This is a genomic window from Streptomyces sp. NPDC046925, from assembly GCF_040644915.1.
Taxonomy (GTDB): Bacteria; Actinomycetota; Actinomycetes; order Streptomycetales; family Streptomycetaceae; genus Streptomyces.
Genome location: NZ_JBEYWZ010000005.1, coordinates 464960 through 488207, shown reverse-complemented (window position 1 = coordinate 488207; position 23248 = coordinate 464960). Strand labels below are relative to the sequence as shown.

Genomic DNA, 23248 nt, shown 5'->3' with positions numbered 1-23248 from the left:
CGGTATGTCGGCGATGCGCTACACCTATCTCGGCCCCGAGGGCACCTTCACCGAGGCAGCCCTCCGTACGCTCCCGGAAGCGGCCACCAGGGAGCTCGTCCCGATGGTGTCCGTACCGGCCGCGCTCGACGCGGTCCGTACCGGCGACGCGGCGGCGGCCCTCGTGCCGATCGAGAACTCCGTCGAGGGCGGCGTCACGACCACCGTCGACGAGCTCGCCAAGGGCGCGCCCCTGATGATCTACCGCGAGGTCGTGCTGCCGATCGCCTTCGCCCTGCTCGTGCGGCCGGGCACGCAGATCAAGGACATCAAGACGGTGACCGGCCACCCCGTGGCCCAGCCGCAGGTCCGCAACTGGCTCGCGGCGAACCTCCCGGACGCCCTGTGGGAGTCGGCGGCGTCGAACGCGGACGGCGCGCGTCTGGTCCAGGAGGGACGCTTCGACGCGGCCTTCGCGGGCGAGTTCGCGGCGGCGACGTACGGCCTCGAACCGCTGGTCCGCGAGATCCACGACGCGGCCACCGCCGAGACCCGCTTCGTGCTCGTCGGCCGCCCGGCCCGGCCCGCGGCGCCGACCGGTGCGGACAAGACCTCGGTGGTCATCTGGCTCGGCGACGACCACCCGGGCGCGCTGCTCGAACTGCTCCAGGAGTTCGCCGTGCGCGGGGTCAACCTGATGCGGATCGAATCGCGGCCCACCGGCAAGCGCATCGGCAATTACTGCTTCTCGGTGGACGCGGAGGGGCACATCACGGACCGCCGCGTGGGCGAGGCGCTGATGGGCCTCAAGCGGATCTGCCCGCAGGTGCGCTTCCTCGGGTCGTATCCGAGGGCGGGGGTGGCGCCCACCGACGTACGGCCGCCGCGGCCCGGTACGACCGACGGCGAGTTCCTCGCGGCGTCCGACTGGCTGACCCAGTGCCAGGACGGCCGGTTCTGAGGGCTCGTCGTGAGCGGTCTTACCTGCTGACTGTGAACGGTCTTACCTGCTGATTTACGTTGTCCACAAAGTTATCCACAGGGCTCGTTCTCGACCTGGGGACAAGTCGACAACGAAGCGTGACATGGTCGACAAATCGGCCTACACCCCACAAGTCCGTCCACAGTCGCGCACGTCACCCCTCGTCCACCCTTTTCCATTGATCAACTCTTTGGAGCGAACCATTTCCACTCGAAAGTGGGTGTGAGGGTGGTTTGGGACGGGAATCCTTGGTCGCGCATGCGGCTTTCGGAACGATCTCTTCCGGCATCCACAGATCTTTCGCACAGCCTGTGGATAACTTTTCGGCAGGGGATATTCCTGTGGACAACCGGTGCCCAAGTCCCGCCCCCCGCAAGGGGATCGAGTCAAGGCAGCGCGTCCCGTCTGCCCCGTTTCGGGGAGTGCCACCCTTTCCATTGACCCGGAAGGCCGACACGGAGGGCGGGCGACAGGGAAGGCCGCATTCCGGAATTCCCATTCCGGCAAACCGGCCATAACGCCGCAGAGTGGAATATCGAGTCGAGAGCCGGAACCGCGCAACGGTAGCCTGGTGGGGTGATTGACCTTCGCCTGCTCCGTGAGGACCCCGACCGTGTTCGCGCCTCCCAGCGCGCCCGTGGAGAGGACGTCGCACTCGTCGACGCCCTTCTCTCCGCCGACGAGCGGCGCAGGTCGTCCGGGCTCCGCTTCGACGAGCTCCGTTCCGAGCAGAAGGCGCTCGGCAAGCTCATCCCCAAGGCCTCGGGTGACGAGAAGGCCGAGCTCCTGAAGAAGGCCGGCGAGCTCTCCGCCGCCGTCAAGGCGGCCAACGCCGCACAGGACGAGGCCGACGAGGAGACCAAGCGCCTCCTCGGGCAGCTGGGCAACCTCGTCCACCCGGACGTCCCGGTCGGCGGCGAGGAGGACTTCGTCGTCCTCGACACCATCGGCACCCCGCGCGACTTCGCGGCCGAGGGCTTCGAGCCCAAGGACCACCTGGAGCTCGGCGAGCTGCTCGGCGCCATCGACGTCGAGCGCGGCGCGAAGGTCTCCGGCTCGCGCTTCTACTACCTCACCGGTATCGGCGCCCTGCTCGAACTGGCTCTCGTGAACGCGGCGATCGCGCAGGCGACGGAGGCCGGGTTCATCCCGATGCTGACGCCCGCCCTGGTCCGCCCGCGCGCCATGGAGGGCACGGGCTTCCTCGGCCAGGCCGCCGAGAACGTGTACCACCTGGAGAAGGACGACTACTACCTGGTCGGCACCTCCGAGGTCGCGCTCGCCGGTTACCACATGGACGAGATCATCGACGCCGACAAGCTGCCCCTGCGGTACGCGGGCTTCTCGCCCTGCTTCCGCCGCGAGGCAGGCACGTACGGCAAGGACACCCGCGGCATCTTCCGCGTGCACCAGTTCGACAAGGTCGAGATGTTCTCGTACGTCGACCCGGCCGACGCGGAGAACGAGCACCAGCGGCTCCTGGAGTGGGAGAAGCAGTGGCTGACCGGCCTCGGTCTGCCGTTCCAGGTGATCGACGTGGCCACGGGTGACCTCGGCTCCTCGGCTTCGCGGAAGTTCGACTGCGAGGCGTGGATCCCGACGCAGGGCAAGTACCGCGAGCTGACGTCCGCGTCGAACTGCGACAGCTTCCAGTCGCGCCGTCTGTCGATCCGGATGCGCGACGAGAGCGACGGCAAGAAGGTGACGCAGCCGCTCGCGACGCTGAACGGCACGCTCTGCGCCGTCCCGCGCACGATCGTCGCCCTCCTGGAGAATCACCAGCAGGCCGACGGCTCCGTGTGGGTGCCCGAGGTACTGCGTCCGTACCTGGGGGGACGAGAGATCTTGGAGCCCATCAACAAGTGAGTCACCCTGCTCCTGCCACGCCGTCCTTCCCGTACAAGCTCGTCGCGACCGACCTCGACGGAACGCTCCTGCGCTCCGACGACACGGTCTCGGCGCGTACGCGCGACGCGCTCACCGCGGCCACCGCGGCGGGCGCCGCGCACATCATCGTCACCGGCCGTGCCGTCCCCTGGACCCGGCACATCCTCGACGATCTGGGCTACGACGGCCTGGCGGTGTGCGGGCAGGGTGCGCAGGTCTACCACGCGGGCGAGCACCGGCTGCTCACGTCGGTCACGCTCGACCGGCAGCTGGCGGGCATCGCCCTCGCCAAGATAGAGGCGGAGATCGGCCCGCTGGCGCTGGCCGCGAGCCGTGACGGCCTGGAGGGCGAGGTGATCGTCGGCCCCGGGTACGCGGTGCAGGACGGGCCGCTGCCCGTCATCCCGTTCACGGAGGTCGCCGAGCTGTGGGCGGCCCCGCTGAACAAGGTGTACGTCCAGCATCCCGGCCTCAGCGACGACGAGCTTGCCTCGGTGGCGCGTCAGGTGGCGGGCGGCCTCGTCGGCGTCACGATGGCCGGCGAGGGCATCGTCGAACTGCTCCCCCTCGGCCTCTCCAAGGCCACGGGCCTCTCCCTGGCGGCCCGCCGCCTGGGCGCGAAGGCGGCGGACACGATCGCCTTCGGGGACATGCCCAACGACATCCCGATGTTCGGCTGGGCGGCGCACGGCGTGGCGATGGCCAACGCCCACGAGGAACTCAGGGCGGTGGCCGACGAGGTGACGGCGTCGAACGAGGACGACGGCATCGCCGCGGTGCTCGAACGTTTCCTGGCCTGAGGGCCCAAGAGCGAGCCCAAGAGCGTAGCCAAACGCACTGAGCCGGGCGCCGAAAAACTCGGCCCCGGCTCAGTGCAATGGGTGGGCGGCCCGCGCAGCGAACTGCGCGCTCGAAGCGGCCGCCCCGGGCAACTCCCCGTGGGCGGGGCTCTACGGAGTGAGTAACTACTCCGGAGCCTGCCGCGGGCTGCCCTGCAGGGAACTCGACGGACTACTGACGGACACGTCGGCTCCTCTCCCGGTAAGCGGGCGCCAGGGTCGTGGCGCGGTGACACCACTACTGTGCCCGCGCCCCCGATCCGCCCGCCACCGAATTATTTACTCCTCCCCGGCCAGCTTCAGCGACCGCAGCTTCTGCCCGGCATACCAGGTGGCGAGGACCGTGACGCCGACAAGGAGCACCGTGGCCACCGGGAGGCCGACGTCCGAGGTGACCAGGTCGCCGGCCGCGGTCTTCTCGGCGACGGCGAGCGACCACTGCTGGACGCTGAGCGTGCGCGCCCCGGCGACGAGCGACCCGAAGAGGGCCTCCCACACGAGGGCGTAGACGAGACCGAAGACCACCGCGTGCCGCGTGATGGTGCCCAGAAGCAGGAAGAGCGCGGCGTACGCGATCGAGGCGACCAGGGCCGCGATGGTGTACGCCACGGCGATCTGCTGGCCGTTGCCGTTCAGGATCATGCCCGCGATGAAGGTCGGGATCGCGGAGAAGGCCATGGTCACGGCGATGGCGACGGTCAGCTTGGTGACGATGATCGTGGGCCGCTTGACCGGCTTGGAGAGGAGATAGACGACGGAACCGTCGTCGATCTCCGGGCCGATGGCTCCGGTGCCCGCGATGACACCGATGATCGGCACCATCGTGGCCAGGGCGAAGCCTCCGAGGAGGTCGGCGGCGACCTGGTCGTCGGCGCCGCTGAAGCCGCGGACCGCGGCGGAGATGACGATGAGCAGGACGGGCAGGGCGAAGAGGATCAGGGCCCGGCGGCGGCCGAGCAGGGCCCGGTAGGTGAGCCGGGCGACAGTGGGGTCGTACACGATGGCTCCCTTCAGGCCGCGACGAGGTAGGAGAAGACCGACTCGAGCGACTCGTCCGAGGGCGAGACCGTGAGCAGCCGGATGTCGTGATCGCGGGCGATGCGTGGCAACAGGGCCGTGAAGCGCGCGAAGTCGATGGCTTGGATGCGCAGGGCGCCTTCCTTGAGGTCGACTTCGATTCCTGCCGTCGACGGGTCTGCGATCAGGGCGGCGGCCAGGGCGCGGTCGTCGCTGGAACGCACCAGGTAGCGGTGCGGGCGGTCGGTCATCAGGCGGCGGATCTTGCGGAAGTCGCCGCTCGCCGCGTGCCGTCCGGCCACGATCACCTCGATGTGCGAGGCCAGTTGCTCGACCTCTTCGAGGATGTGCGAGGAGAACAGGACCGTGCGGCCCTCGTCCCCCATGCGCCGGAGGAGGTCCATCAGCTGCATGCGCTGACGGGGGTCCATGCCGTTGAACGGCTCGTCGAGCAGGAGCACGGACGGTTCGTGGACGAGGGCGGAGGCCATCTTCACGCGCTGGCGCATGCCCTTGCTGTACGTCGAGATCTTGCGGTCCTGTGCGTACTCCATCTCGACCGTGGCGAGGGCCTTCTGCGCGGCCCGCTTGTCCAGGCCGTGCAATTCGGCGTTGGCGACGACGAATTCGCGGCCGGTGAGGAAGTCGTACATCGCCTCGCGCTCGGGGACGATGCCGATGTCCTTGTAGATCTGTTCGTTGCGCCAGATCGGCCTGGAGTCGAGCGTGACGCTGCCGGTGGAGGGGGCGAGGAAGCCGCCCATCATGTTGATGAGGGTGGACTTTCCCGCGCCGTTCGGGCCGAGGAGGCCGGTGACACCGGGGCCTACGTTCATCGTGATGTCGTTGACCGCCACCACGTTGCCGAACCAGCGTGAGGTGTGGTCGATGTTGATGGTGGTCACAGCCCGACCTTTCGGTAGCGGCGCATCATCGCGCCGTAGCAGCCCGCGATGAGGGCGAGGACGACGATCACGTAGACCACGCCCGTGCCGGACGAAGGGCCTTCCCCTCCGGGGAAGGCGGAGGTCGCGCCGAGGAAGGCGGTCTGTACGCCGTCGATGAGCGTGATCGGCGAGAAGAGGCCGAGCCAGGCGATGGCGCCGGTGCTGCCCTGTTCGTAGGCGATGGCCTGGACCGTGGACACCGCTCCGTAGCTGATGGTCAGGACGGCGATGACGGCGGCGATCCCGAAGCCGCGGCGGGGTGTGATCGCCGAGATGATCAGCGCGATGCCGGAGAAGAGGAGCGAGAGCAGCGCCACGGAGACGAGCCCCTGGCCGAAGCCCTTCGTCTGGTCCGCGAAGTCGAGCTTGGCGAGCAGCGCCCCTACGTAGAGGACGAGCAGCGGTGCGGCCGTGAGGACGAAGAGGGCCGAGGCCATCGCCGCGAACTTGGCGCGTACGTAGTCGCTGTGCTCGATGGGGCGGGAGAAGTAGAGGGGGACGGTCTTGAAGCGCAGGTCGCGCGAGACGGTCTGGGGGGCCTGGGCGGCGAGATAGAGACTGATGACGGCCTGCAGCACGATCGCGTATCGGGTGTAGTCGAGGGGGAGGTCGTTCGCCTTCGTGGTCACGGCGACCGCCACCATGATCGCGGCGGGCACGCACATCACCGCGAAGAGGATCATGGGAAGGACCTTGGACTTGGCCGAGCGGCCGAGTCCGTACGCGCCGCGCAGGCTCTGGGAGAAGAGGGAGCGGCGGGCGTAGGCGCGGCCCAGGCGCGGGCCGTCGTAGTTGCGATAGCCGATGTTGTGGATCTGGGTCTGTTCGCCGGCGTGTGCCGGGGGCTGCTCAACGGCCATGACGGACCTCCTCCTTCCGCGCTTCCGTCTGCTCGGACTGCTTGGTCTGCTGGGTCGCTTCGGTCTGTTCGGTCGCTTCGGTCTGCTCGGACTGGAAGACCTCGGCGATCTGGTGCCTGCGCTGTTCCATCCGGACCAGGCCGAGGCCGAGGTCCGCGACGAGATCACGGACCAGGTCGTACGTCTCCTCGCCGTCCGCTTCGAGTAGCACGGTGTGCCCGGCACCCGGCAGGCCCGTTCCCTCGTGGGTGGCGACGCCCCGGCCCTGGAGCGCCTCGCGGAACGCCGCGGTGCCGTCGGGGTGTTCGTCGGTGTCGGTCACCTCGACGGCCAGCGTCGTGGTGGTCTGGGTGAAGTCGGTGGTGGAGCTGGACCGCAGGAGCTTGCCGCCGTCGATAACGACGACGTGGTCGCAGGTGCGCTCCAGCTCGCCGAGCAGGTGCGAGGTGACCAGGACGGAGATGCCGAAGTCCGTGTGGACGCGGCGGATGAGGCCGAGCATCTCGTCGCGGCCCACGGGGTCGAGGCCGTTGGTCGGCTCGTCCAGGAAGACCAGGTCGGGGTCGTGGACGAGGGCCTGCGCGAGCTTCACGCGCTGCTTCATGCCCGTCGAGTAGCCCCCGATGGGGCGGTAGCGCTCCTCGTAGAGACCGACGTGCCGCAGGGTGTCCGCGGTGCGCTCACGGGCCGCCGTGGGCGGCAGCCCGGACATGCGTGCCATGTGGACGACGAACTCCGTGGCCGACACGTCGGGCGGCAGGCAGTCGTGCTCGGGCATGTAGCCGACGCGCTCACGAATCCGGCCGCCACTGGTGGCGACGTCGAGGCCGAGCACGGCGGCGGTGCCCTCCGTGGCGGGGGACAGACCCAGCAGGATCTTGATCAGTGTGGACTTGCCGGCTCCGTTGGCTCCGACGAGTCCGGTTACACCGGGCCCGATATCCATGGAGAGCCGGTCAAGCGCGGTCACCCTCGGGAACCGCTTGCTCAGGCTTTCGGTCGCGATCACAGTCACGGTTCGAAGTTAGTGGCGCAGACCACACCAAGGCGTCAGACCAGGGGCCTGTCCTCACCTCACCCTCGGGTATTACGGGCCCGTAAGGGTCCTCCTGAGGTCGACCCCTCGGGGACATCCCGCAGCCGCCCCTGGACCGGGGCCCGGCTCGGTCCCAGCTATTGACGTAGCCGCTGAGCATTGTCACATTCATCAGTGTCAAGTTACGGACGCGTACTGCGACGGGCCGGACACGCGTACTGCGATGACGGACAGATGACGGACACGGACGGACGGTGGCATGACCTCAGCAGTGGCAGGCGAACTCACCGCGGAACTGCGGGGGTTCAGGGAAGTGCAGACCCTCGCGTATGAATGCGCGGAGGCGGTCGCGGCGCAGCTCAAGCCGGGTGTGACCGAGCGCGAGGCGGCGCGGATGCAGCGCGAGTGGCTGCGCGAGCGGGGTGTGCGGGACTGGTTCCACCTGCCTTTCGCCTGGTTCGGGGACCGCACGGCGTTCGTGAACTTCCGGATACCGCTGCAGTTCTTCCCCACCAACCGCCGGCTCGAGCCGGGGATGCCCTTCATCCTCGACATGGCCCCGGTCCACAAGGGATATACGGCGGACATCGGCTATTCCGGCTGTCTCGGCCTCAACCCCGTGCACGACAAGCTGCTCGCCGATCTGGAGGCGCACCGCGAGCTGCTCCTGCGGGAGGTGCGCGAGCGCCGCACGCTGCGCGAGATATATGCGGACGTGGACCGACTCATGGTCCGTCAGGGCTATGCGAACCGCCACCGCGCCTATCCCTTCGGCGTCATCGCGCACAAGATCGACCGGGTCAAGGAGCGCCGCAGGTCACCGCATGTGTTCGGCTTCGGCACCCAGTCCCTGAAGGGCTTGGCGAGCGACGCGATCCACGGCCACCGGGACGGCTGGTCCCCGCTGTGGTCGCCGTACAAATTCTCCGACCACCCGCCCCAGCCGGGGCTCTGGGCGGTCGAACCGCACCTCGGATTCAGGGGTACGGGCGCGAAGTTCGAGGAGATCCTGGTCGTCACCGACTCCAAGGACCCCGAACAGAGCGCGTTCTGGCTGGACGACGATCTGCCGCATGTGCGGCGCTGGGCTGAGGAGAGGGCCGCCGCATGAGCACCGAAGCAACCACCACGGGGATCAAGGGCGCCCGCGAGCGCTGGGTACGCACCGGCGGAGTGGAGCTGTGCGTCGCCGAGCTGGGCGACCCCACGCAGCCCACGGTCCTGCTCGTGCACGGCTATCCGGACTCCAAGGAGGTGTGGTCGGAGGTCGCCGAACGCCTCGTCGACCGCTTCCATGTCGTGCTCTACGACGTGCGCGGGCACGGCAGGTCGACCGCTCCGCAACCCCTGCGCGGCGGCTTCACGCTGGAGAAGCTCACCGATGACTTCCTGGCCGTCGCCGACGCGGTGAGCCCGGACAAGCCGGTGCATCTGGTCGGCCACGACTGGGGCTCGGTGCAGGCCTGGGAATTCGTCACGGTCAAGCGCACCGAGGGGCGCATCGCGTCCTTCACCTCGATGTCGGGGCCCTCGCTCGACCACTTCGGGCACTGGATCAAGAAGCGGATGACCCGGCCCACACCGCGCAAGGTCGGCCAGCTCCTCGGCCAGGGCGCCAAGTCCTGGTACGTGTACATGCTGCACACGCCGGTGCTGCCCGAGCTCGCCTGGCGCGGCCCCCTCGGCAAGCAGTGGCCGAAGATCCTCCAGCGCATGGAGAAGGTGCCCGCGGGCGCGTACCCCACGTCGTCGCTGCCCTCGGACGCCGCGCACGGAGCCTGGCTCTACCGCGACAACGTCCGCGCGCGGATGCGCAAGCCCCGCACCGACGCCTACGCCCACGCGCCCGTGCAGCTCATCACGCCGTCCGGCGACATCTTCCTGTCGGAGCGGCTCTACGACGAACTGGAACTGTGGGCGCCTCAGCTGGTGCGCCGCAGCATCCCGGCCAAGCACTGGGTGCCCCGCACCCGGCCCGATCAACTGGCCGCGTGGATCACCGACTTCGTCACCACCAACGAGGACGGCGTGCCCGCGAAGGACAGTGTGGCCAGGGGGAAGCACGCCGACCGCTTCGGCGGTCAGCTGGTCCTGGTCACGGGAGCGGGCAGCGGCATCGGCCGGGCCACCGCCTTCGCGTTCGCCGAGGCGGGCGCGCGCGTGGTGGCCGTCGACCGGGACGCGGAGAGCGCGGCGCGCACGGCGGAGATGTCCCGGCTGATCGGCGCCCCCGAGGCCTGGGGCGAGACGGTCGACGTCGCCGACGAGGAGGCCATGGAGAAGCTCGCCGAGAAGGTCGCCGGGGAGTACGGCGTCGTCGACGTCCTCGTGAACAACGCGGGGATCGGTCTCTCCGGCTCCTTCCTCGACACGAGCGCCGAGGACTGGAAGAAGGTCCTTGACGTCAATCTGTGGGGCGTGATCCACGGCTGCCGGCTCTTCGGCAGGCAGATGGCCGAGCGCGGCCAGGGCGGCCACATCGTCAACACCGCGTCCGCGGCGGCGTTCCAGCCCTCCAAGGCCCTGCCCGCCTACAGCACGTCCAAGGCGGCGGTCCTGATGCTCAGCGAGTGCCTGCGCGCGGAGCTCGCGGGCCAGGGCATCGGGGTCTCCGCGATATGCCCGGGCTTCGTGAACACGAACATCACGGCGACCACGCACTTCGCGGGCGTCGACGCCGAGGAGGAGAAGCGCCGCCAGAAGAAGACCTCGCGCCTGTACGGCCTGCGGAACTACCCGCCGGAGAAGGTCGCCGACGCGATCCTGCGCGCGGTCGTCAAGAACCAGGCGGTCGTGCCGGTCACCCCGGAGGCCCGTGGCGCCCACCTCATGTCCCGCTTCACGCCCAAGGCCCTGCGTGCGATCGCCCGATTGGAGCCGCCGCTGTGAGCACGGAGAAAAGCACCGACACGGACGCCGAGGAGCACTACACGATCGTTCCGCGCCGGGTCTCGTTCGACTGGGAACGGACCCCGCTGCACTGGATACCGGACGAGCCCACCGCCACCCACGTCATCAACGTGCTGCATCTGCTTCTCCCGGCGGGGGAGCGGTGGTTCGTGAAGGTCTTCAAGGAAGGCCTGCCCCTGGTCACCGACCCGGTGCTGCTCAAGGACGTCAAGGGCTTCATGGGCCAGGAGGCCACGCACAGCGTGCAACACGCGCATGTGCTCGACCACCTGGCGGCCCAGCGGCTCGACACCGCCGCCTTCACCAAGTACGTCGACTTCCTCTTCGAGAAACTCCTCGGTGAGAAGCCGCCGATGGGGGCGCCGATACCGACGCAGGAGTGGCTGCGCTTCCGCCTCGCGGTCGTCGCGGCGATCGAGCAGTTCACGGCGGTCCTGGGGAACTGGGTGCTGCACGCCGAGGGCCTGGACCACGCGGACGCCGACGCGGTCATGCTCGACCTGCTGCGCTGGCACGGCGCGGAGGAGGTCGAGCACCGCGCGGTCGCCTTCGACATGTACCAGCACTGCGGCGGCGAGGGCGCGCCCCGCTATGCCCGGCGCATCGCGGGCATAGCGGTCACGGCACCCGTGATGCTGTACCTGTGGGTCTGGGGCACCGCCTATCTGATGCGCCGTGATCCCGAACTCGCGGGCCGCCTTCGCTACTCCCTGGCCGAGCACAACAAGGCCGTCGCCAAGGGCCTGCTGCCCACGTGGCGAGAGCTCGGTGCGGCCATACCCCGCTATCTGCGGCGGTCGTACCATCCCTCGCAGGAAGGCTCGCTGCGCAAGGCCGTCGCATACCTGGCCCAGTCACCCGCGGCACGGGCCGCGGCCGCTGCGGTCGGCCGAGCGGCCATCGCCTAGCACGAGGTTCAACGGAGGCGGGAGCGTGGACGATCAGTCGGGCGCTGGGCAGGGGCCGGCGGAGTACCGCATCGAGGACCTGGCGCACCACAGCGGCGCCACGGTCCGTACGATCCGCGCCTACCAGGACCGCGGCCTGCTCCCCCGGCCCGAGCGGCGCGGCCGGGCCAATGTGTACGGCGACGCCCATCTGGCCCGGTTGCGGCAGATAGCCGATCTGCTCGACAGGGGCTACACCCTGGCGTCCATCAAGGAGCTGCTCGCGGCCTGGGACGCGGGCCGGGGGCTCGGCGGCGTCCTGGGGCTCGCCGCCGAGGTCGACGGCCCGTGGACGGACGAGAAGGCCGACCGGATGACACGGGCGGAGCTGGACGCGGCGTTCGGCGGCGAGCCGGACGAGGCGGCGGTGGCCGACGCGATCGCGCTCGGCGTCCTGGAGCCCGTTCCGGGGCGGGCCGACGAATTCCTCGTGCCGAGCCCTCAAGAGCTGGCTGTCGCGGTCGAGTTGCATGCTGCCGGGGTTCCGCTGTCCGCAATCTCCGGTCATTTGCGGGAGTTGAGGGGCCAGGTCGAGCACATAGCGTCCCGTTTCCTTGAGTTCACGACCGAGCATGTCTTCGCCCGCTATCTCGGGCCCAATCCTCCGAGCGAGGTCGACGCGGCGGAGGCGGCGGCTCTCGTGCGTCGCTTGAGGCCGCTCGCACAGCAGTCGGTCGATGCCGAACTGGCGCGCGCCATGCGTTTGTTCGCCACCCGTCACCTCAAGCAACATCTCGCGTCGGGCCAACCTGCCCGGCGCACGGATGAGCCGTTCCCGGTGCCGCTTCCCGCGTCGACAACGCAGGCCGTGGAGGCGCTGGTTGGTCGCGAGAACGTAGCCGCGTTCGTTGCCGCTGCTACTGAACGTGAGGTGCAGGCCCGGACATTGGATGCACTTGCGGCAAGTCAGGGCAATAGTGCGTCCGTTGACCAAAAGCCCTAGATGGCCTGTGCGTTGTCCACAGAATCGCCAATTGGCCTGTGGATAACTGGACTTGGCTGTGGATCAAACCTGTGGACGAAAAGTGTTGGATGAAAAGTCGGTGGACGAAAATCGAGTGCGGGGAGAACGGTTCGGAGCGAGGCTGAGCGGATGAATGGAGAACCCCCCTCTTATGAGGCGGCTGGTGAGGCGGCCGGCGAACGACGCACCGTGAAGGTGTCGAAATACCTGTCCAAGCACCTGCGCCACCAGCCCGAGCGAATCGGACTCACGCTCGACGAGAACGGCTGGGTGGAGATCGACGCACTTGTCGCCGCGGCGGAGGCACACGGTTTCCGCTTCACCCGTGCCGAGCTCGACCATGTGGTGGCCGTGAACGACAAACAGCGCTTCGCCGTGGAAGACGGCCGTATCCGCGCCAGCCAGGGCCACTCCGTCGACGTCGACCTCGATCTGCCCGCGGCGACCCCGCCCCCGTACCTCTTTCACGGCACGGTGGCCCGCAATACGGCGGCGATCCGCGCCGAAGGACTGCGGCCCATGAACCGCCATGCCGTGCATCTCTCGCCCGACCGCGAGACCGCCACCCGCGTCGGCGCCCGCCGCGGACGTCCCGTCGTGCTCTCCGTGGACGCGGGCGCGATGCACCGCGACGGGCATGCGTTCCAGGTCAGCGCCAACGGCGTCTGGCTCACCGCCGCCGTTCCCCCCGGCTACATCCGCTTCCCGTCCTCCCACTGACCCAAGGCCGCGGCGAGCGCAGGGGGCGCCGCTTCCCGGGGCATACGCTCTGAGACATGAGTTTGCGTCTGAGCACCGTGATCCTGCCCGTCAGCCGCTGGCACGAGGGCGGCAAAGAGCGTTGGCAGCGGGCAGAGGAGCTCGGCTTCCACACCGCGTACACCTACGACCACCTCTCCTGGCGGACCTTCCGCGACGGGCCCTGGTTCGGCGCGGTGCCGACCCTGACCGCGGCCGCGGCCGCCACCGAGCGGCTGCGCCTCGGCACGCTGGTCACATCGCCGAACTTCCGGCACCCCGTCACCCTCGCCAAGGAACTGATCACGCTGGACGACGTGTCCGACGGCCGGATCACCCTCGGCATCGGCGCGGGCGGCAACGGCTTCGACGCCACAGCACTGCGCAAGGCCTCGGAGGAGCCCTGGACCCCGCGCGAGCGGGCCGACCACTTCGGCGAGTTTCTGCCCCTGCTCGACCGTCTTCTTACCGAAGATGTCGTTTCGCACGAGGGCGAGTACTACTCGGCATCCGAGGTGCGCAACATCCCCGGATGCGTCCAGCGCCCCCGCCTCCCCTTCGCCGTGGCCGCCACCGGCCCCCGCGGCCTGAAGCTCGCCGCGCGCCACGGGCAGGCCTGGGTGACCACGGGCGACCCGAAGCTCTTCGAGAACGGCACTCCGGAGCAGTCACTTCAAGCCATTCGCGGCCAGGCCGAGAAGCTCGCCACGGCGTGCGACGCGATCGGCCGCGATGTCGCCGAACTCGACAAGATCCTGCTCACCGGATTCACCCCCGACCGCCCCCTGGACTCCTTCGACGCCTTCGTGGATTTCGCGGGCAACCACGCTGAGCTGGGCTTCAACGAGATCGTTCTGCACTGGCCGCTTCCGGGGACATACTTCGCGGCCGACGAGAAGCTCTTCGAGCGGATCGCCACGGAGGCCCTGGTCCAGCTGGGCGGTGGCACAGCAGAGGCGTAAAGGCACTCAGATGTGCGACCCAGCGCACGCCCGTGCAGCCATATGCGGGACAATCGATGGCGTGACCTCAGCTACCGAACGGCCCGAGACCCCGGCCGCCTCCGTCCCTCACCGGCCCAAGGCCCGGCTGATCGCCACGGACCTGGACGGCACCCTGCTGCGTGACGACAAGTCGGTGTCCGACCGCACCGTCGCCGCACTCGCCGCCGCCGAGCGGGCCGGGATCGAGGTCTTCTTCGTGACCGGCCGCCCGGCCCGCTGGATGGACGTCGTCAGCTCCCACGTCCACGGCCACGGCCTCGCCATCTGCGGCAACGGCGCGGCCGTGGTCGACCTGCACGACGGCTCCGGCGGCCATCGCTTCGTGAAGGTGCGGGAGTTGCGGCGCGAGGACGCGCTCGACGTCGTCCGCCTGCTGCGCGAGGCGGCCCCCGGCACGTCCTTCGCGGTCGAGCGGACCGGCGGCCTGCACCACGAGCCGACGTACCCGCCGCTGCACCTGGAGCCCGGCGAAAGCGTCGCCCCCGCGGAGAAGCTCCTCGCCGAGGACTCGGACAACGCGACCCAGCCCATCCTGAAGGTCCTCGCCTTCCACCCCGAGATCGCGCCCGACGACTTCCTGGTCGTGGCCCGCGAGGCCGTGCGCGGACAGGTGGAGATCACCCGCTCGAGCCCGAGCGCCCTCCTGGAGATCAGCGGTCCCGGCGTCTCCAAGGCCAGCACCCTGGAGCTGTGCTGCGCCGAGCGCGGCATCACGCCCGAGGAGGTCGTCGCCTTCGGCGACATGCCGAACGACATCGAGATGCTCAGCTGGGCGGGCCGGTCGTACGCGATGGGCAACGCCCACCCGGACGTGCTCGCGGCCGCGTCGGGACGCACGGTCGCCAACAACGAGGACGGCGTCGCGGTCGTCATCGAACGCATCCTGAGCGAGCAGCAGAGCCCCTGAGGAGAGCGCCCGTCAGTACGGCGCCTGCCACACCACCGTCGTACCGGCTCCGTCCTCGCCGATTCCGGGCCCGTACCAACTGTCTCCACCGAGCGATTCCGCACGTCTCTTGAGGTTCTTCAGGCCGCTGCGCCGGCCGCCCTCCGCGATGCCGACGCCATCGTCCGCGACGGTCAGGCGCACGCCCTGCTGCCCGTCGGGAAGGATCACCGTCGAGTCGACGACGACGTCGATGCGGTCGGCGCGCGCGTGCCGGAACGCGTTGGACAGCGCCTCGCGCAGCGCCGCGATGAGGTTCTTGCCGGTGAGCTCGCCGACCACCGTGTCGACGGGGCCCGCGAAGTGGTGCGTGGGCTTGAAGCCGAGCGGCACCGCCGCCATGTTGATCTCCCGCAGGACCCGGGTACGCAGCCCGGAAGGAGCCTCGGCCGGACCCTGCTGCAAGGCGAAGATCGCCGTACGGATCTCCTGGATGGTCACGTCGAGCTCGTCGACGGCCTTGCCGACACCCCTCTGCACCTCGGGCACGACGGACCTGCGCTGGGCGCTCTCCAGCATCATCCCGGTGGCGAACAGGCGCTGGATGACCAGGTCGTGCAGGTCCCGCGCGATGCGGTCGCGGTCCTCGTACACCGCGAGCCGTTCCCGGTCGCGCTGCGCCTCGGCCATCATCAGCGCGAGCGCCGCCTGCGAGGCGAACTGGGTGGCCAGCGTCCGCTCCGTCTCGCTGAACGGCCGCGCTCCACGCGCGCGTGGCGTGACGAGAGTCCCCATGACGCGGCCGTCGCTCTGCAGCGGCAGCATCATGACGGGGCCGTAACCGCGGGCGAGGTCGGTCAGGACGCGCGGGTCCGTGGCCGCGTCGTCGAGAAACACGGAGTCCCCGGCGAGCAGTTCGCCGATGATGTGGCTCTCCGGGGGGATGATCACGCCGAGCATCCCGGAGGGCTCGTCCGAGGAGACGGCCACGATCTCCATGCCGCCCTCTTCGTCGGGCAGGAGCACGATCCCGGCGGCCGAGTCCGCGAGATGGCGGGCCTGTTCGGCGACGACGGCGAGCGCCTCCTCCGCGTCGCTGCCCGAGAGCAGCGCCGTGGTGACCGCCACGGAGCCGTCGATCCAGCGTTCGCGCTGCATGGCGGCTTCGTAGAGACGGGCGTTGCCGATGGCGATGCCCGCCTCCGTGGCGAGCACATGGACCATGTGCACGTCGTACTCGGTGAAGTCGGCGCCGCCGCGCTTCTCGGTCAGATAGAGGTTGCCGAAGATCTCGCCCTGAACGCGGATGGGAACGCCGAGGAAGGTCCGCATCGGCGGGTGGTGGGCCGGGAAACCGCACGAGCGCGGGTCGGCCGACAGATCCGCGAGGCGCAGGGTCTCCGGCTCGTGGATGAGGGCGCCGAGCAGCCCCTTGTGTCCGTCGGGCAGGCGTCCGATGCGGTCGGCGGTCACCTCGTCGATGCCGGTGTAGACGAAGTCGGAGAGCCCTTTGCCGTCCTCGGAGACGACGCCGATCGCCGCGTAGTGGGCGTCCGCGAGCTCGGCCGCCGTCTCGCAGATGCGGTCCAGCGTGGTGTGCAGTTCGAGCCCCGCTCCGACGGAGCGCATCGCCTCGAGGAGCTGCGGCACCCGCGCGGTCAGCTCGGGGGAAAGCCCCTGGAGGCCGCGGGTCGGTGCGCCCGGCGTGCCGTCGGGTTGCGGAGAGGCGGCGGAGGCCGAGGGGGCTGACATGCCTTTGAGAGTAGTTAGTCCTATTTGGCGAGGAAAGTCGGCGCCTTGCCCGTCCGGGCACAGGCGCCCTGGCCCGCCCGTGCACATGCACCCTGGCCCGTCCGGCCACAGGAACCCCGAGCCCGCCCGCGCACAGGCGCCCGCTTCCTAGCCCGCCGCCGTCACCAGCGAGTCCGCCGCCCGCTCCCGCTCCCGCATGCGCCGCAGCGGCCCGTCCACCACCACGAGGTCCGCGTACGCACCGCGCTGCACCACCCGCCCCGCGTCCAGGACGATGACCTCGTCCACCGCGTCGAGACCGGCGAGACGGTGCGTGATGAGCAGCGTCGTGCGTCCCTCGGTGGCGGCGAGGAGATCTTCGGTGAGGGCGTCGGCGGTCGGCAGGTCGAGGTGTTCGGCCGGCTCGTCCAGGACGAGGACGGGAAAGTCGGCGAGCAGCGCGCGGGCCAGGGCGATGCGCTGGCGCTGGCCGCCCGAGAGCCGTGCCCCGTGCTCGCCGACCAGGGTGTCGAGCCCCGCGGGGAGCGAGTCGGTCCACTCCCGGAGCCGGGCCCGCTCCAGGGCTCCGCGCAGTTCTTCGTCACTGGCGCCCTTGCGTGCGATGAGCAGGTTCTCCCGTACGGAGCTGTCGAAGATGTGCGCGTCCTGCGCGCAGAGCCCGACGAGTTCGCGCACGGTGTCGCCGTCCAGCGTGGCCGCGTCCGTGCCGCCCAGGCTGTACGTGCCTTCGCTCGCCCCCAGGAAGCGCAGCAACACCTGGGCGAGCGTCGTCTTGCCGGAACCCGAGGCCCCGACCACCGCGATGCGCCGCCCGCGCTCCAGCGTCAGGCCGACGCCCGCGAGCGCGTCCCGCTCCTGCCCCTCGTACCGGGCGTGCAGACCCTCGACATGGAGCGGGAAGGGCGTCTGCGGGCGCTCCGCGGGAACAGCGGGCTCGGGGACCGGCTCGGGGGCGTCGAGGACCTCGTAGACGCGCTCGGCGCTCTTCATGACGCGCTGGCGGTATTGCACGGCGAGCGGCAGCCCCAGGACCGCCTCGAAGGCCGCGAGCGGGGTCAGGACGACGACGGCGAGCGCGACACCGCTGAGCCGGCCGTCGTGCAGCGCCTGTACGCCGACGACAGCGGCGGCGGCCACGGTGAGCCCCGTGGCGAGCGCGCCGAGCCCGTCGCCGAGCGCGGTGGCCGTGGCGGTCCTGGAAGCGATCCGGGTCAGCTCGGCATCGGCTTTCTTCGCCTTGGCCGTACGACGGGTCAGCGCGCCGGCGACCGTCAACTCCGCGGTGCCGGTGAGCAGATCGGCCACGCGGGTGGCGAGCACCCCGCGCGCGGGGGCCAGCTTCCGCTCCGCCCGGCGGGCGACGGCTCCGGAGAGCAGCGGTACGCCCACTCCGGCGACGAGCAGGCCCACGGCGAGGACGGCGCCGGCCTCGGGCAGCAGCCAGGCCGTGAAGCCGACGGCTCCGATGCCCACCGCGGCGGCGGCGGACGCGGGAAGCAGCCACCGCAGCCAGTAGTCCTGGAGGGCGTCCACGTCGGCGACCAGGCGGGAGAGGAGGTCGCCGCGGCGGGTCTTCCCGAGCCCGGCGGGGGCGAGACGCTCCAGGCGCCGGTAGACGGCGACGCGGGTGTCGGCCAGCATGCGCAGGACGGCGTCGTGCGAGACCAGGCGCTCGGCGTAACGGAAGACGGCGCGACCGAGGCCGAAGGCACGGGTCGCCGTCACCGCGATCATCAGGTACATCACCGGCGGCTGCTCCGAAGCCCGGCTGATCAGCCACCCCGAGGTCGCCATCAGCCCTACGGAACTGCCGATCGCGAGGGCGCCGAGCAGCAGCGCGAGCGCGAGCTTGCCCTTGCGTGCCCGCGCCGCCTCCCGCACCCGGGCCAAAACCCCGGCATCCGGGCGGGTGCCCTCCGAAGCACCACCCCCAGCACCCGGCCCTTCCACGCGCCCCAAAGCCACGCCATCCGGCACCTCCGCGCGCCCCAAGCCCACGCCATCCGGCACCTCGGCATGCCCGAAGGCCACCGCACCCGGCACCTCCGCGTCCCCCGCCGCCACGCCACCCGCCGCCACGCCACCTGACACCAGGCCACCCACCACCGAGCCGCCCGGTACCGCCTCCGAGACGCCGCCCCCGTTCACCCGCGGCCGCACAGCACCCCCGGCCGACGCCCCCGGCCGCACAGCACCCCCGGCCGAGGCCTCAAGCCGTACGACCCGGTCCGCGATCCCCAGCAGTGCGGGCCGGTGCACGACCAGCAGCACCATCCGCCCCACCGCAAGCCGCCGTACCGCCTCGACGACCCCCGCCTCGGTCTCCCCGTCCAGAGCCGCGGTCGGCTCGTCGAGGAGCACCACGGGCCGGTCGGCGAGAAACGCCCGCGCCAGCGCGAGCCGCTGCCGCTGCCCGGCGGAAAGACCCGCCCCGTCCTCCCCCAGCACGGTCTCCGCCCCCGAGGGCAGCGCGGCGACGAACTCCCGGGCCCCCGCGGCCTCCAACGCGTCCCGCACGGCGGCATCGTCCGCGTCCGGCCGCGCAAGACGTACGTTCTCCGCGACGGACCCCGCGTACAAGTGCGGCCGCTGCGGAACCCAGGCGATCCGCTCCCGCCACAGCTCCGGCGCGACCCCGGCCAGGTCGACGCCCCCGACGCAGACCCGCCCCTCGGCAGGCTCGACGAACCCGAGGACCACATCAAGGAGGGTCGACTTGCCCACCCCGCTCGGCCCGACCAGAGCCACAGTCTCACCGGGCTCCACCGCGAACGACACCCCGGACACCGCATCCGAGTCCCGCCCCGGATACCGCACCGTCACGCCCTCCACGCTCAGCGCGCCGTCCGGCACCGGCCCCGTGCCCTCGGCCCGCACCGGGGTCTCCAGGACCTCGAAGATCTCCTCGGCAGCGGAGAGCCCTTCCGCCGCCGCGTGGTACTGCGCACCGACCTGACGCAGCGGCAAGTAGGCCTCCGGCGCGAGGATCAGGATCACCAGACCCACGTACAGATCCATGTCGCCGTGGACGAGCCGCATACCGGTCGTCACCGCGACCAGCGCCACCGACAGCGTCGCGAGCAGCTCCAGGGCGAAGGAGGACAGGAAGGCGATGCGCAGCGTGCGCATCGTCGCCTGCCGGTACTCGCCCGTGATCTGCCGGATCGACTCGGCCTGCGCCTTCGCCCGCCCGAACACCTTCAGGGTCGGCAGACCCGCCACCACGTCCAGGAAGTGCCCCGACAGGCGGGAGAGGAGCCGCCACTGACGGTCCATCCGGTTCTGGGTCGCCATGCCGATCAGGATCATGAAGACCGGGATCAGCGGCAGCGTCACGACGATGATCGCCGCCGACACCCAGTCCTCGGTGACGATCCTCGCGAGCACCGCCACCGGCACCACCACCGCGAGCCCCAGCTGCGGAAGGTAGCGCGAGAAGTAGTCGTCCAGGGCGTCCACGCCCCGCGTCGCAAGGGAGACCAGCGAGCCGGTCCGCTGCCCTCCCAGCCAGCCCGGCCCCAGCGCCCCCGCCCGTTCGAGCAGCCGCCCCCGCAGCTCCGACTTCACCGCCGCGCTCGCCCGGTGTGCGGCGAGCTCCGTCAGCCAGGCGACGAGCGCCCGCCCTGCCGCGACCACCGCGAGCAGGACGAGCGGCGTCCCCAAGTCACCGAGGGCAAGGTCCTTCTGGAAGGCCCCGACCACGATCTCGGCGATGAGCATCGCCTGGGCGATCACGAGCCCCGCCCCGGCGACACCGAGGACCACCACCGCGACCAGGAAGAACCGGGTGGCACGGGCGTACCGGAGCAGACGCGGGTCGATCGGTTTCACGTGAAACACACCCTCCGAAGAAACCGAGGAACGGGGAAATCAGCGACCGGGATCATCGAGCGGACATCTCAGTGCGCCGCATCAGCAATGTGCTGCGTACCGATCCGCTTGCGGAACACCCAGTAGGTCCACGACTGGTAGAGCAGCACGACCGGCGTCGCGATTCCGGCACACCAGGTCATGATCTTCAGGGTGTAGGGACTCGACGAGGCGTTGGTGACCGTGAGGCTCCACTCCTCGTTCAGCGACGACGGCATGACGTTCGGGAAGAGCGTCAGGAAGAGCATCGCCACGGCAGCCGCGATCGTGATGCCCGAAAGCGCGAACGACCAGCCCTCGCGCCCCATCCTGATCGCCACGACCGCACCGGCGAGCGCCACCACGGCCACGGCCATCGCGACCAGGCTCTTGCCGTCGCCCTTGTCCGCCTGCGTCCAGATCAGGAACCCGAGCGCCAGAACAGCGGTCACCAGGCCGAGACGCAGCGCCAGCTTCCGCGCCCGCATCCGGATGTCCCCGACCGTCTTGAGCGAGGCGAACACCGCGCCGTGGAAGGTGAACAGCGTCAGCGTGACCAGGCCGCCGAGGATCGCGTACGGATTCAGGAGGTCCCAGAAGTTGCCCACGTACTCCTTGTGGGCGTCGATCTTCACGCCGCGCGTGATGTTGGCGAAGGCCACGCCCCACAGCACGGCCGGGATCAGCGAGGTCCAGAAGATGGCCTGTTCCCAGTTGCGCTGCCACTTCTCCTCGGGCCGCTTCGCCCGGTACTCGAAGGCGACCCCGCGCACGATCAGGCAGAGCAGGATGATCAGGAGCGGCAGATAGAAGCCGGAGAAGAGCGTCGCGTACCACTCGGGGAAGGCGGCGAAGGTCGCGCCGCCCGCCGTGAGCAGCCACACTTCGTTGCCGTCCCACACGGGGCCGATGGTGTTGATCAGGACCCGCTTCTCGGTGCGGTCGCGGGCGAGCAGCTTGGTGAGGACGCCGATCCCGAAGTCGAAGCCCTCCAGGAAGAAGTAGCCGATCCACAAAACGGCGATCAGCACGAACCAGATGTCGTGAAGTTCCATGACGGTCAACTCCCTCAGTACGAGAAGGCCATGGGCCGGTCGGCGTCTTCGTCACTGTCCGAGCCCGATCCGGCGCCCGGCCCGCCGATCTTGGTGGGCGGGTTGAGGTCGGCCTCGGTGAGCTCGGGCGGGCCCTGCTTGATGTACTTGACCAGCAGCTTCACCTCGATCAAGGCGAGGATCGCGTAGATCGCGGTGAACACGATCAGCGAGGTGATCACCTCACCCTGCGAAACCCCCGGCGAGACCCCGTCCTTGGTCTTCAGGACGCCGTAGACCACCCAGGGCTGACGTCCGGTCTCGGTGAAGATCCAGCCCCAGGCGGTGCCGATGAGGGGGAAGATCAGCGTCCACTGGGAGAGCCGCCACCACCAGTTGCCGAGCTTCGGCGCCAGCTCCTTGTTCTTGGTGAGCATGAGCTTGGGCACGTCGTCCTCGCCCGTGCGGTGCTCCGGCGCCAGCCAGAACCTCCGCCGCGTGAGGTAAAGCCCGGCGGTGCACAGGGCCATGGAGACCCCGCCGAAGCCGATCATCCAGCGGTACGACCAGTAGGCGGTGGGGATGTTGGGCCGGTAGTCACCGGGACCGTACTTCTCCTGCGCTTCCCTGTTGAGGTCGTTGATGCCGGGGATCTCGGCGCTGAAGTTGTTCTTGGCGAGGAAGGACAGTATTCCGGGGATCTCGATGGCCACGTCGTTGTGCCCCTTGGACACGTCGCCGTAGGCGAAGAGCGAGAACGGCGCCGGCTTCTCCGACTCCCACAGGGCCTCGGCCGCCGACATCTTCATCGGCTGCTGCTCGTACATGACCTTGCCGAGGGTGTCGGCGCTGATCACGGTGAGCAGGGTGCCGGCGAACGCGGTGACCAGGCCGAGCCGCATCGACATCCGCATGGTGCGGATGTGCTGCTTCTTGCGCAGGTGGAAGATCGCGATGCCGGTCATGAAGGCACCGCCGACCAGGATGGCCGCCGAGATGACGTGGAAGAAGTTGACCAGCGTCGTCTCCTGGAACAGCACCTTCGAGAAGTCGGTGAGCTCCGCGCGCTTGGTGCCGTCCCGGTCCACGATCTTGTAGCCGACCGGGTGCTGCATAAAGGCGTTGGCGGCGATGATGAAGTACGCCGACGCAATCGTTCCTGCGGAGACGATCCAGATCGTGGCGCAGTGCAGCTTCTTCGGGAGCTTGTCCCAGCCGAAGATCCACAGGCCGATGAAGGTCGACTCGAAGAAGAACGCGATGAGAGCTTCGAAGGCGAGCGGGGCCCCGAAGATGTCACCGACGAAGCGCGAGTAGTCGGACCAGTTCATGCCGAACTGGAACTCCTGGACGATGCCGGTGACGACACCCATCGCGATGTTGATCAGGAACAGCTTTCCCCAGAACTTGGTCGCCCTGAGGTAGTGCTCCTTGCCCGTGCGCACCCAGGCCGTCTCCAGGATCGCCGTGAGGGCGGCCAGGGAGATCGTCAGAGGGACGAACAGGAAGTGGTAGACGGTGGTGATGCCGAACTGCCATCGCGCCAATGTCTCGGGCGCCAGAGCCAGATCCACGTCGACTTCTCCTTACGGCCGTGATCACATCGGCAGTTTGCCC

Annotated in this window: 18 protein-coding genes; 10 read left to right on the top strand and 8 right to left on the bottom strand. The window is 69.7% G+C overall.

What is annotated here, in order from left to right; all coding sequences use genetic code 11:
• The first annotated feature begins 4 nt into the window (after positions 1 to 4).
• The 3 genes from pheA to ABZ906_RS23675 all read left to right on the top strand — a co-directional run bounded on the left by pheA (position 5) and on the right by ABZ906_RS23675 (position 3648).
• Complete coding sequence (gene pheA, locus ABZ906_RS23685) at positions 5 to 940, top strand: prephenate dehydratase (protein WP_361193650.1); 936 nt, start codon at positions 5 to 7, stop codon at positions 938 to 940.
• 597 nt (positions 941 to 1537) lie between these two features.
• Positions 1538 to 2827: a serine--tRNA ligase gene (gene serS, locus ABZ906_RS23680; protein WP_361193653.1), complete on the top strand. Its 1290-nt coding sequence runs from the start codon at positions 1538 to 1540 to the stop codon at positions 2825 to 2827.
• The gene (locus ABZ906_RS23675; protein WP_361385615.1) at positions 2824 to 3648 is read left to right on the top strand and encodes an HAD family hydrolase; all 825 of its coding nucleotides are present in this window, start codon (positions 2824 to 2826) and stop codon (positions 3646 to 3648) included. The genes serS and ABZ906_RS23675 overlap by 4 nt, the downstream gene beginning before the upstream one ends.
• Positions 3649 to 3966: 318 nt before the next feature.
• Here ABZ906_RS23675 and ABZ906_RS23670 read toward each other — a convergent pair whose 3' ends face one another.
• The 4 genes from ABZ906_RS23670 to ABZ906_RS23655 are packed head-to-tail and all read right to left on the bottom strand — an operon-like array spanning position 3967 to position 7520.
• Positions 3967 to 4686, bottom strand: coding sequence for an ABC transporter permease subunit (locus ABZ906_RS23670; protein WP_361193657.1), 720 nt, complete (start codon positions 4684 to 4686; stop codon positions 3967 to 3969).
• 11 nt (positions 4687 to 4697) lie between these two features.
• Positions 4698 to 5609, bottom strand: a complete 912-nt coding sequence (locus tag ABZ906_RS23665; protein WP_361193660.1) for an ABC transporter ATP-binding protein — start codon at positions 5607 to 5609, stop codon at positions 4698 to 4700.
• Positions 5606 to 6511 carry an ABC transporter permease gene (locus tag ABZ906_RS23660; protein WP_361385612.1) on the bottom strand — a complete coding sequence of 302 codons (906 nt, stop codon included), beginning with the start codon at positions 6509 to 6511 and terminating at the stop codon, positions 5606 to 5608. Before ABZ906_RS23660 ends, ABZ906_RS23665 begins: the two co-directional genes overlap by 4 nt.
• Positions 6501 to 7520 carry an ABC transporter ATP-binding protein gene (locus ABZ906_RS23655; RefSeq protein WP_361385876.1) on the bottom strand — a complete coding sequence of 340 codons (1020 nt, stop codon included), beginning with the start codon at positions 7518 to 7520 and terminating at the stop codon, positions 6501 to 6503. Before ABZ906_RS23655 ends, ABZ906_RS23660 begins: the two co-directional genes overlap by 11 nt.
• 286 nt (positions 7521 to 7806) lie before the next feature.
• Between ABZ906_RS23655 and ABZ906_RS23650 the strand changes: the two genes are divergently transcribed.
• From ABZ906_RS23650 to ABZ906_RS23620, 7 genes are all read left to right on the top strand, one after another.
• Complete coding sequence (locus ABZ906_RS23650; protein WP_361193664.1) at positions 7807 to 8658, top strand: M24 family metallopeptidase; 852 nt, start codon at positions 7807 to 7809, stop codon at positions 8656 to 8658.
• On the top strand, positions 8655 to 10436 hold the full coding sequence (locus ABZ906_RS23645) for an SDR family oxidoreductase (RefSeq protein ID WP_361385609.1): 1782 nt from the start codon (positions 8655 to 8657) through the stop codon (positions 10434 to 10436). The genes ABZ906_RS23650 and ABZ906_RS23645 overlap by 4 nt, the downstream gene beginning before the upstream one ends.
• Positions 10433 to 11365 carry a metal-dependent hydrolase gene (locus tag ABZ906_RS23640; protein WP_361385606.1) on the top strand — a complete coding sequence of 311 codons (933 nt, stop codon included), beginning with the start codon at positions 10433 to 10435 and terminating at the stop codon, positions 11363 to 11365. The genes ABZ906_RS23645 and ABZ906_RS23640 overlap by 4 nt, the downstream gene beginning before the upstream one ends.
• A 25-nt stretch (positions 11366 to 11390) precedes the next feature.
• Positions 11391 to 12347 (top strand): MerR family transcriptional regulator, encoded by a 957-nt coding sequence (locus ABZ906_RS23635; protein ID WP_361193673.1) that lies wholly within the window; start codon positions 11391 to 11393, stop codon positions 12345 to 12347.
• A gap of 150 nt (positions 12348 to 12497) precedes the next feature.
• Positions 12498 to 13088, top strand: coding sequence for an RNA 2'-phosphotransferase (locus ABZ906_RS23630; RefSeq protein WP_361385603.1), 591 nt, complete (start codon positions 12498 to 12500; stop codon positions 13086 to 13088).
• Between the two features lie 56 nt (positions 13089 to 13144).
• Positions 13145 to 14068 (top strand): LLM class flavin-dependent oxidoreductase, encoded by a 924-nt coding sequence (locus tag ABZ906_RS23625; protein ID WP_361385601.1) that lies wholly within the window; start codon positions 13145 to 13147, stop codon positions 14066 to 14068.
• A gap of 61 nt (positions 14069 to 14129) precedes the next feature.
• On the top strand, positions 14130 to 15017 hold the full coding sequence (locus ABZ906_RS23620; RefSeq protein WP_361193680.1) for a Cof-type HAD-IIB family hydrolase: 888 nt from the start codon (positions 14130 to 14132) through the stop codon (positions 15015 to 15017).
• Between the two features lie 12 nt (positions 15018 to 15029).
• Here the strand turns inward: ABZ906_RS23620 and ABZ906_RS23615 are convergent, their stop codons facing one another.
• The 4 genes from ABZ906_RS23615 to ABZ906_RS23600 all read right to left on the bottom strand — a co-directional run bounded on the left by ABZ906_RS23615 (position 15030) and on the right by ABZ906_RS23600 (position 23205).
• Entirely contained in the window at positions 15030 to 16748 is a 1719-nt protein-coding gene (locus tag ABZ906_RS23615; RefSeq protein WP_361385598.1) for a GAF domain-containing protein, read from the bottom strand.
• Between the two features lie 147 nt (positions 16749 to 16895).
• On the bottom strand, positions 16896 to 20579 hold the full coding sequence (gene cydD, locus ABZ906_RS23610; RefSeq protein WP_361385595.1) for a thiol reductant ABC exporter subunit CydD: 3684 nt from the start codon (positions 20577 to 20579) through the stop codon (positions 16896 to 16898).
• A gap of 68 nt (positions 20580 to 20647) precedes the next feature.
• Positions 20648 to 21652 (bottom strand): cytochrome d ubiquinol oxidase subunit II, encoded by a 1005-nt coding sequence (cydB, locus tag ABZ906_RS23605; RefSeq protein WP_361385592.1) that lies wholly within the window; start codon positions 21650 to 21652, stop codon positions 20648 to 20650.
• Positions 21653 to 21666: 14 nt separating this feature from the next.
• Entirely contained in the window at positions 21667 to 23205 is a 1539-nt protein-coding gene (locus tag ABZ906_RS23600; protein WP_361385589.1) for a cytochrome ubiquinol oxidase subunit I, read from the bottom strand.
• Positions 23206 to 23248 lie beyond the last annotated feature (43 nt).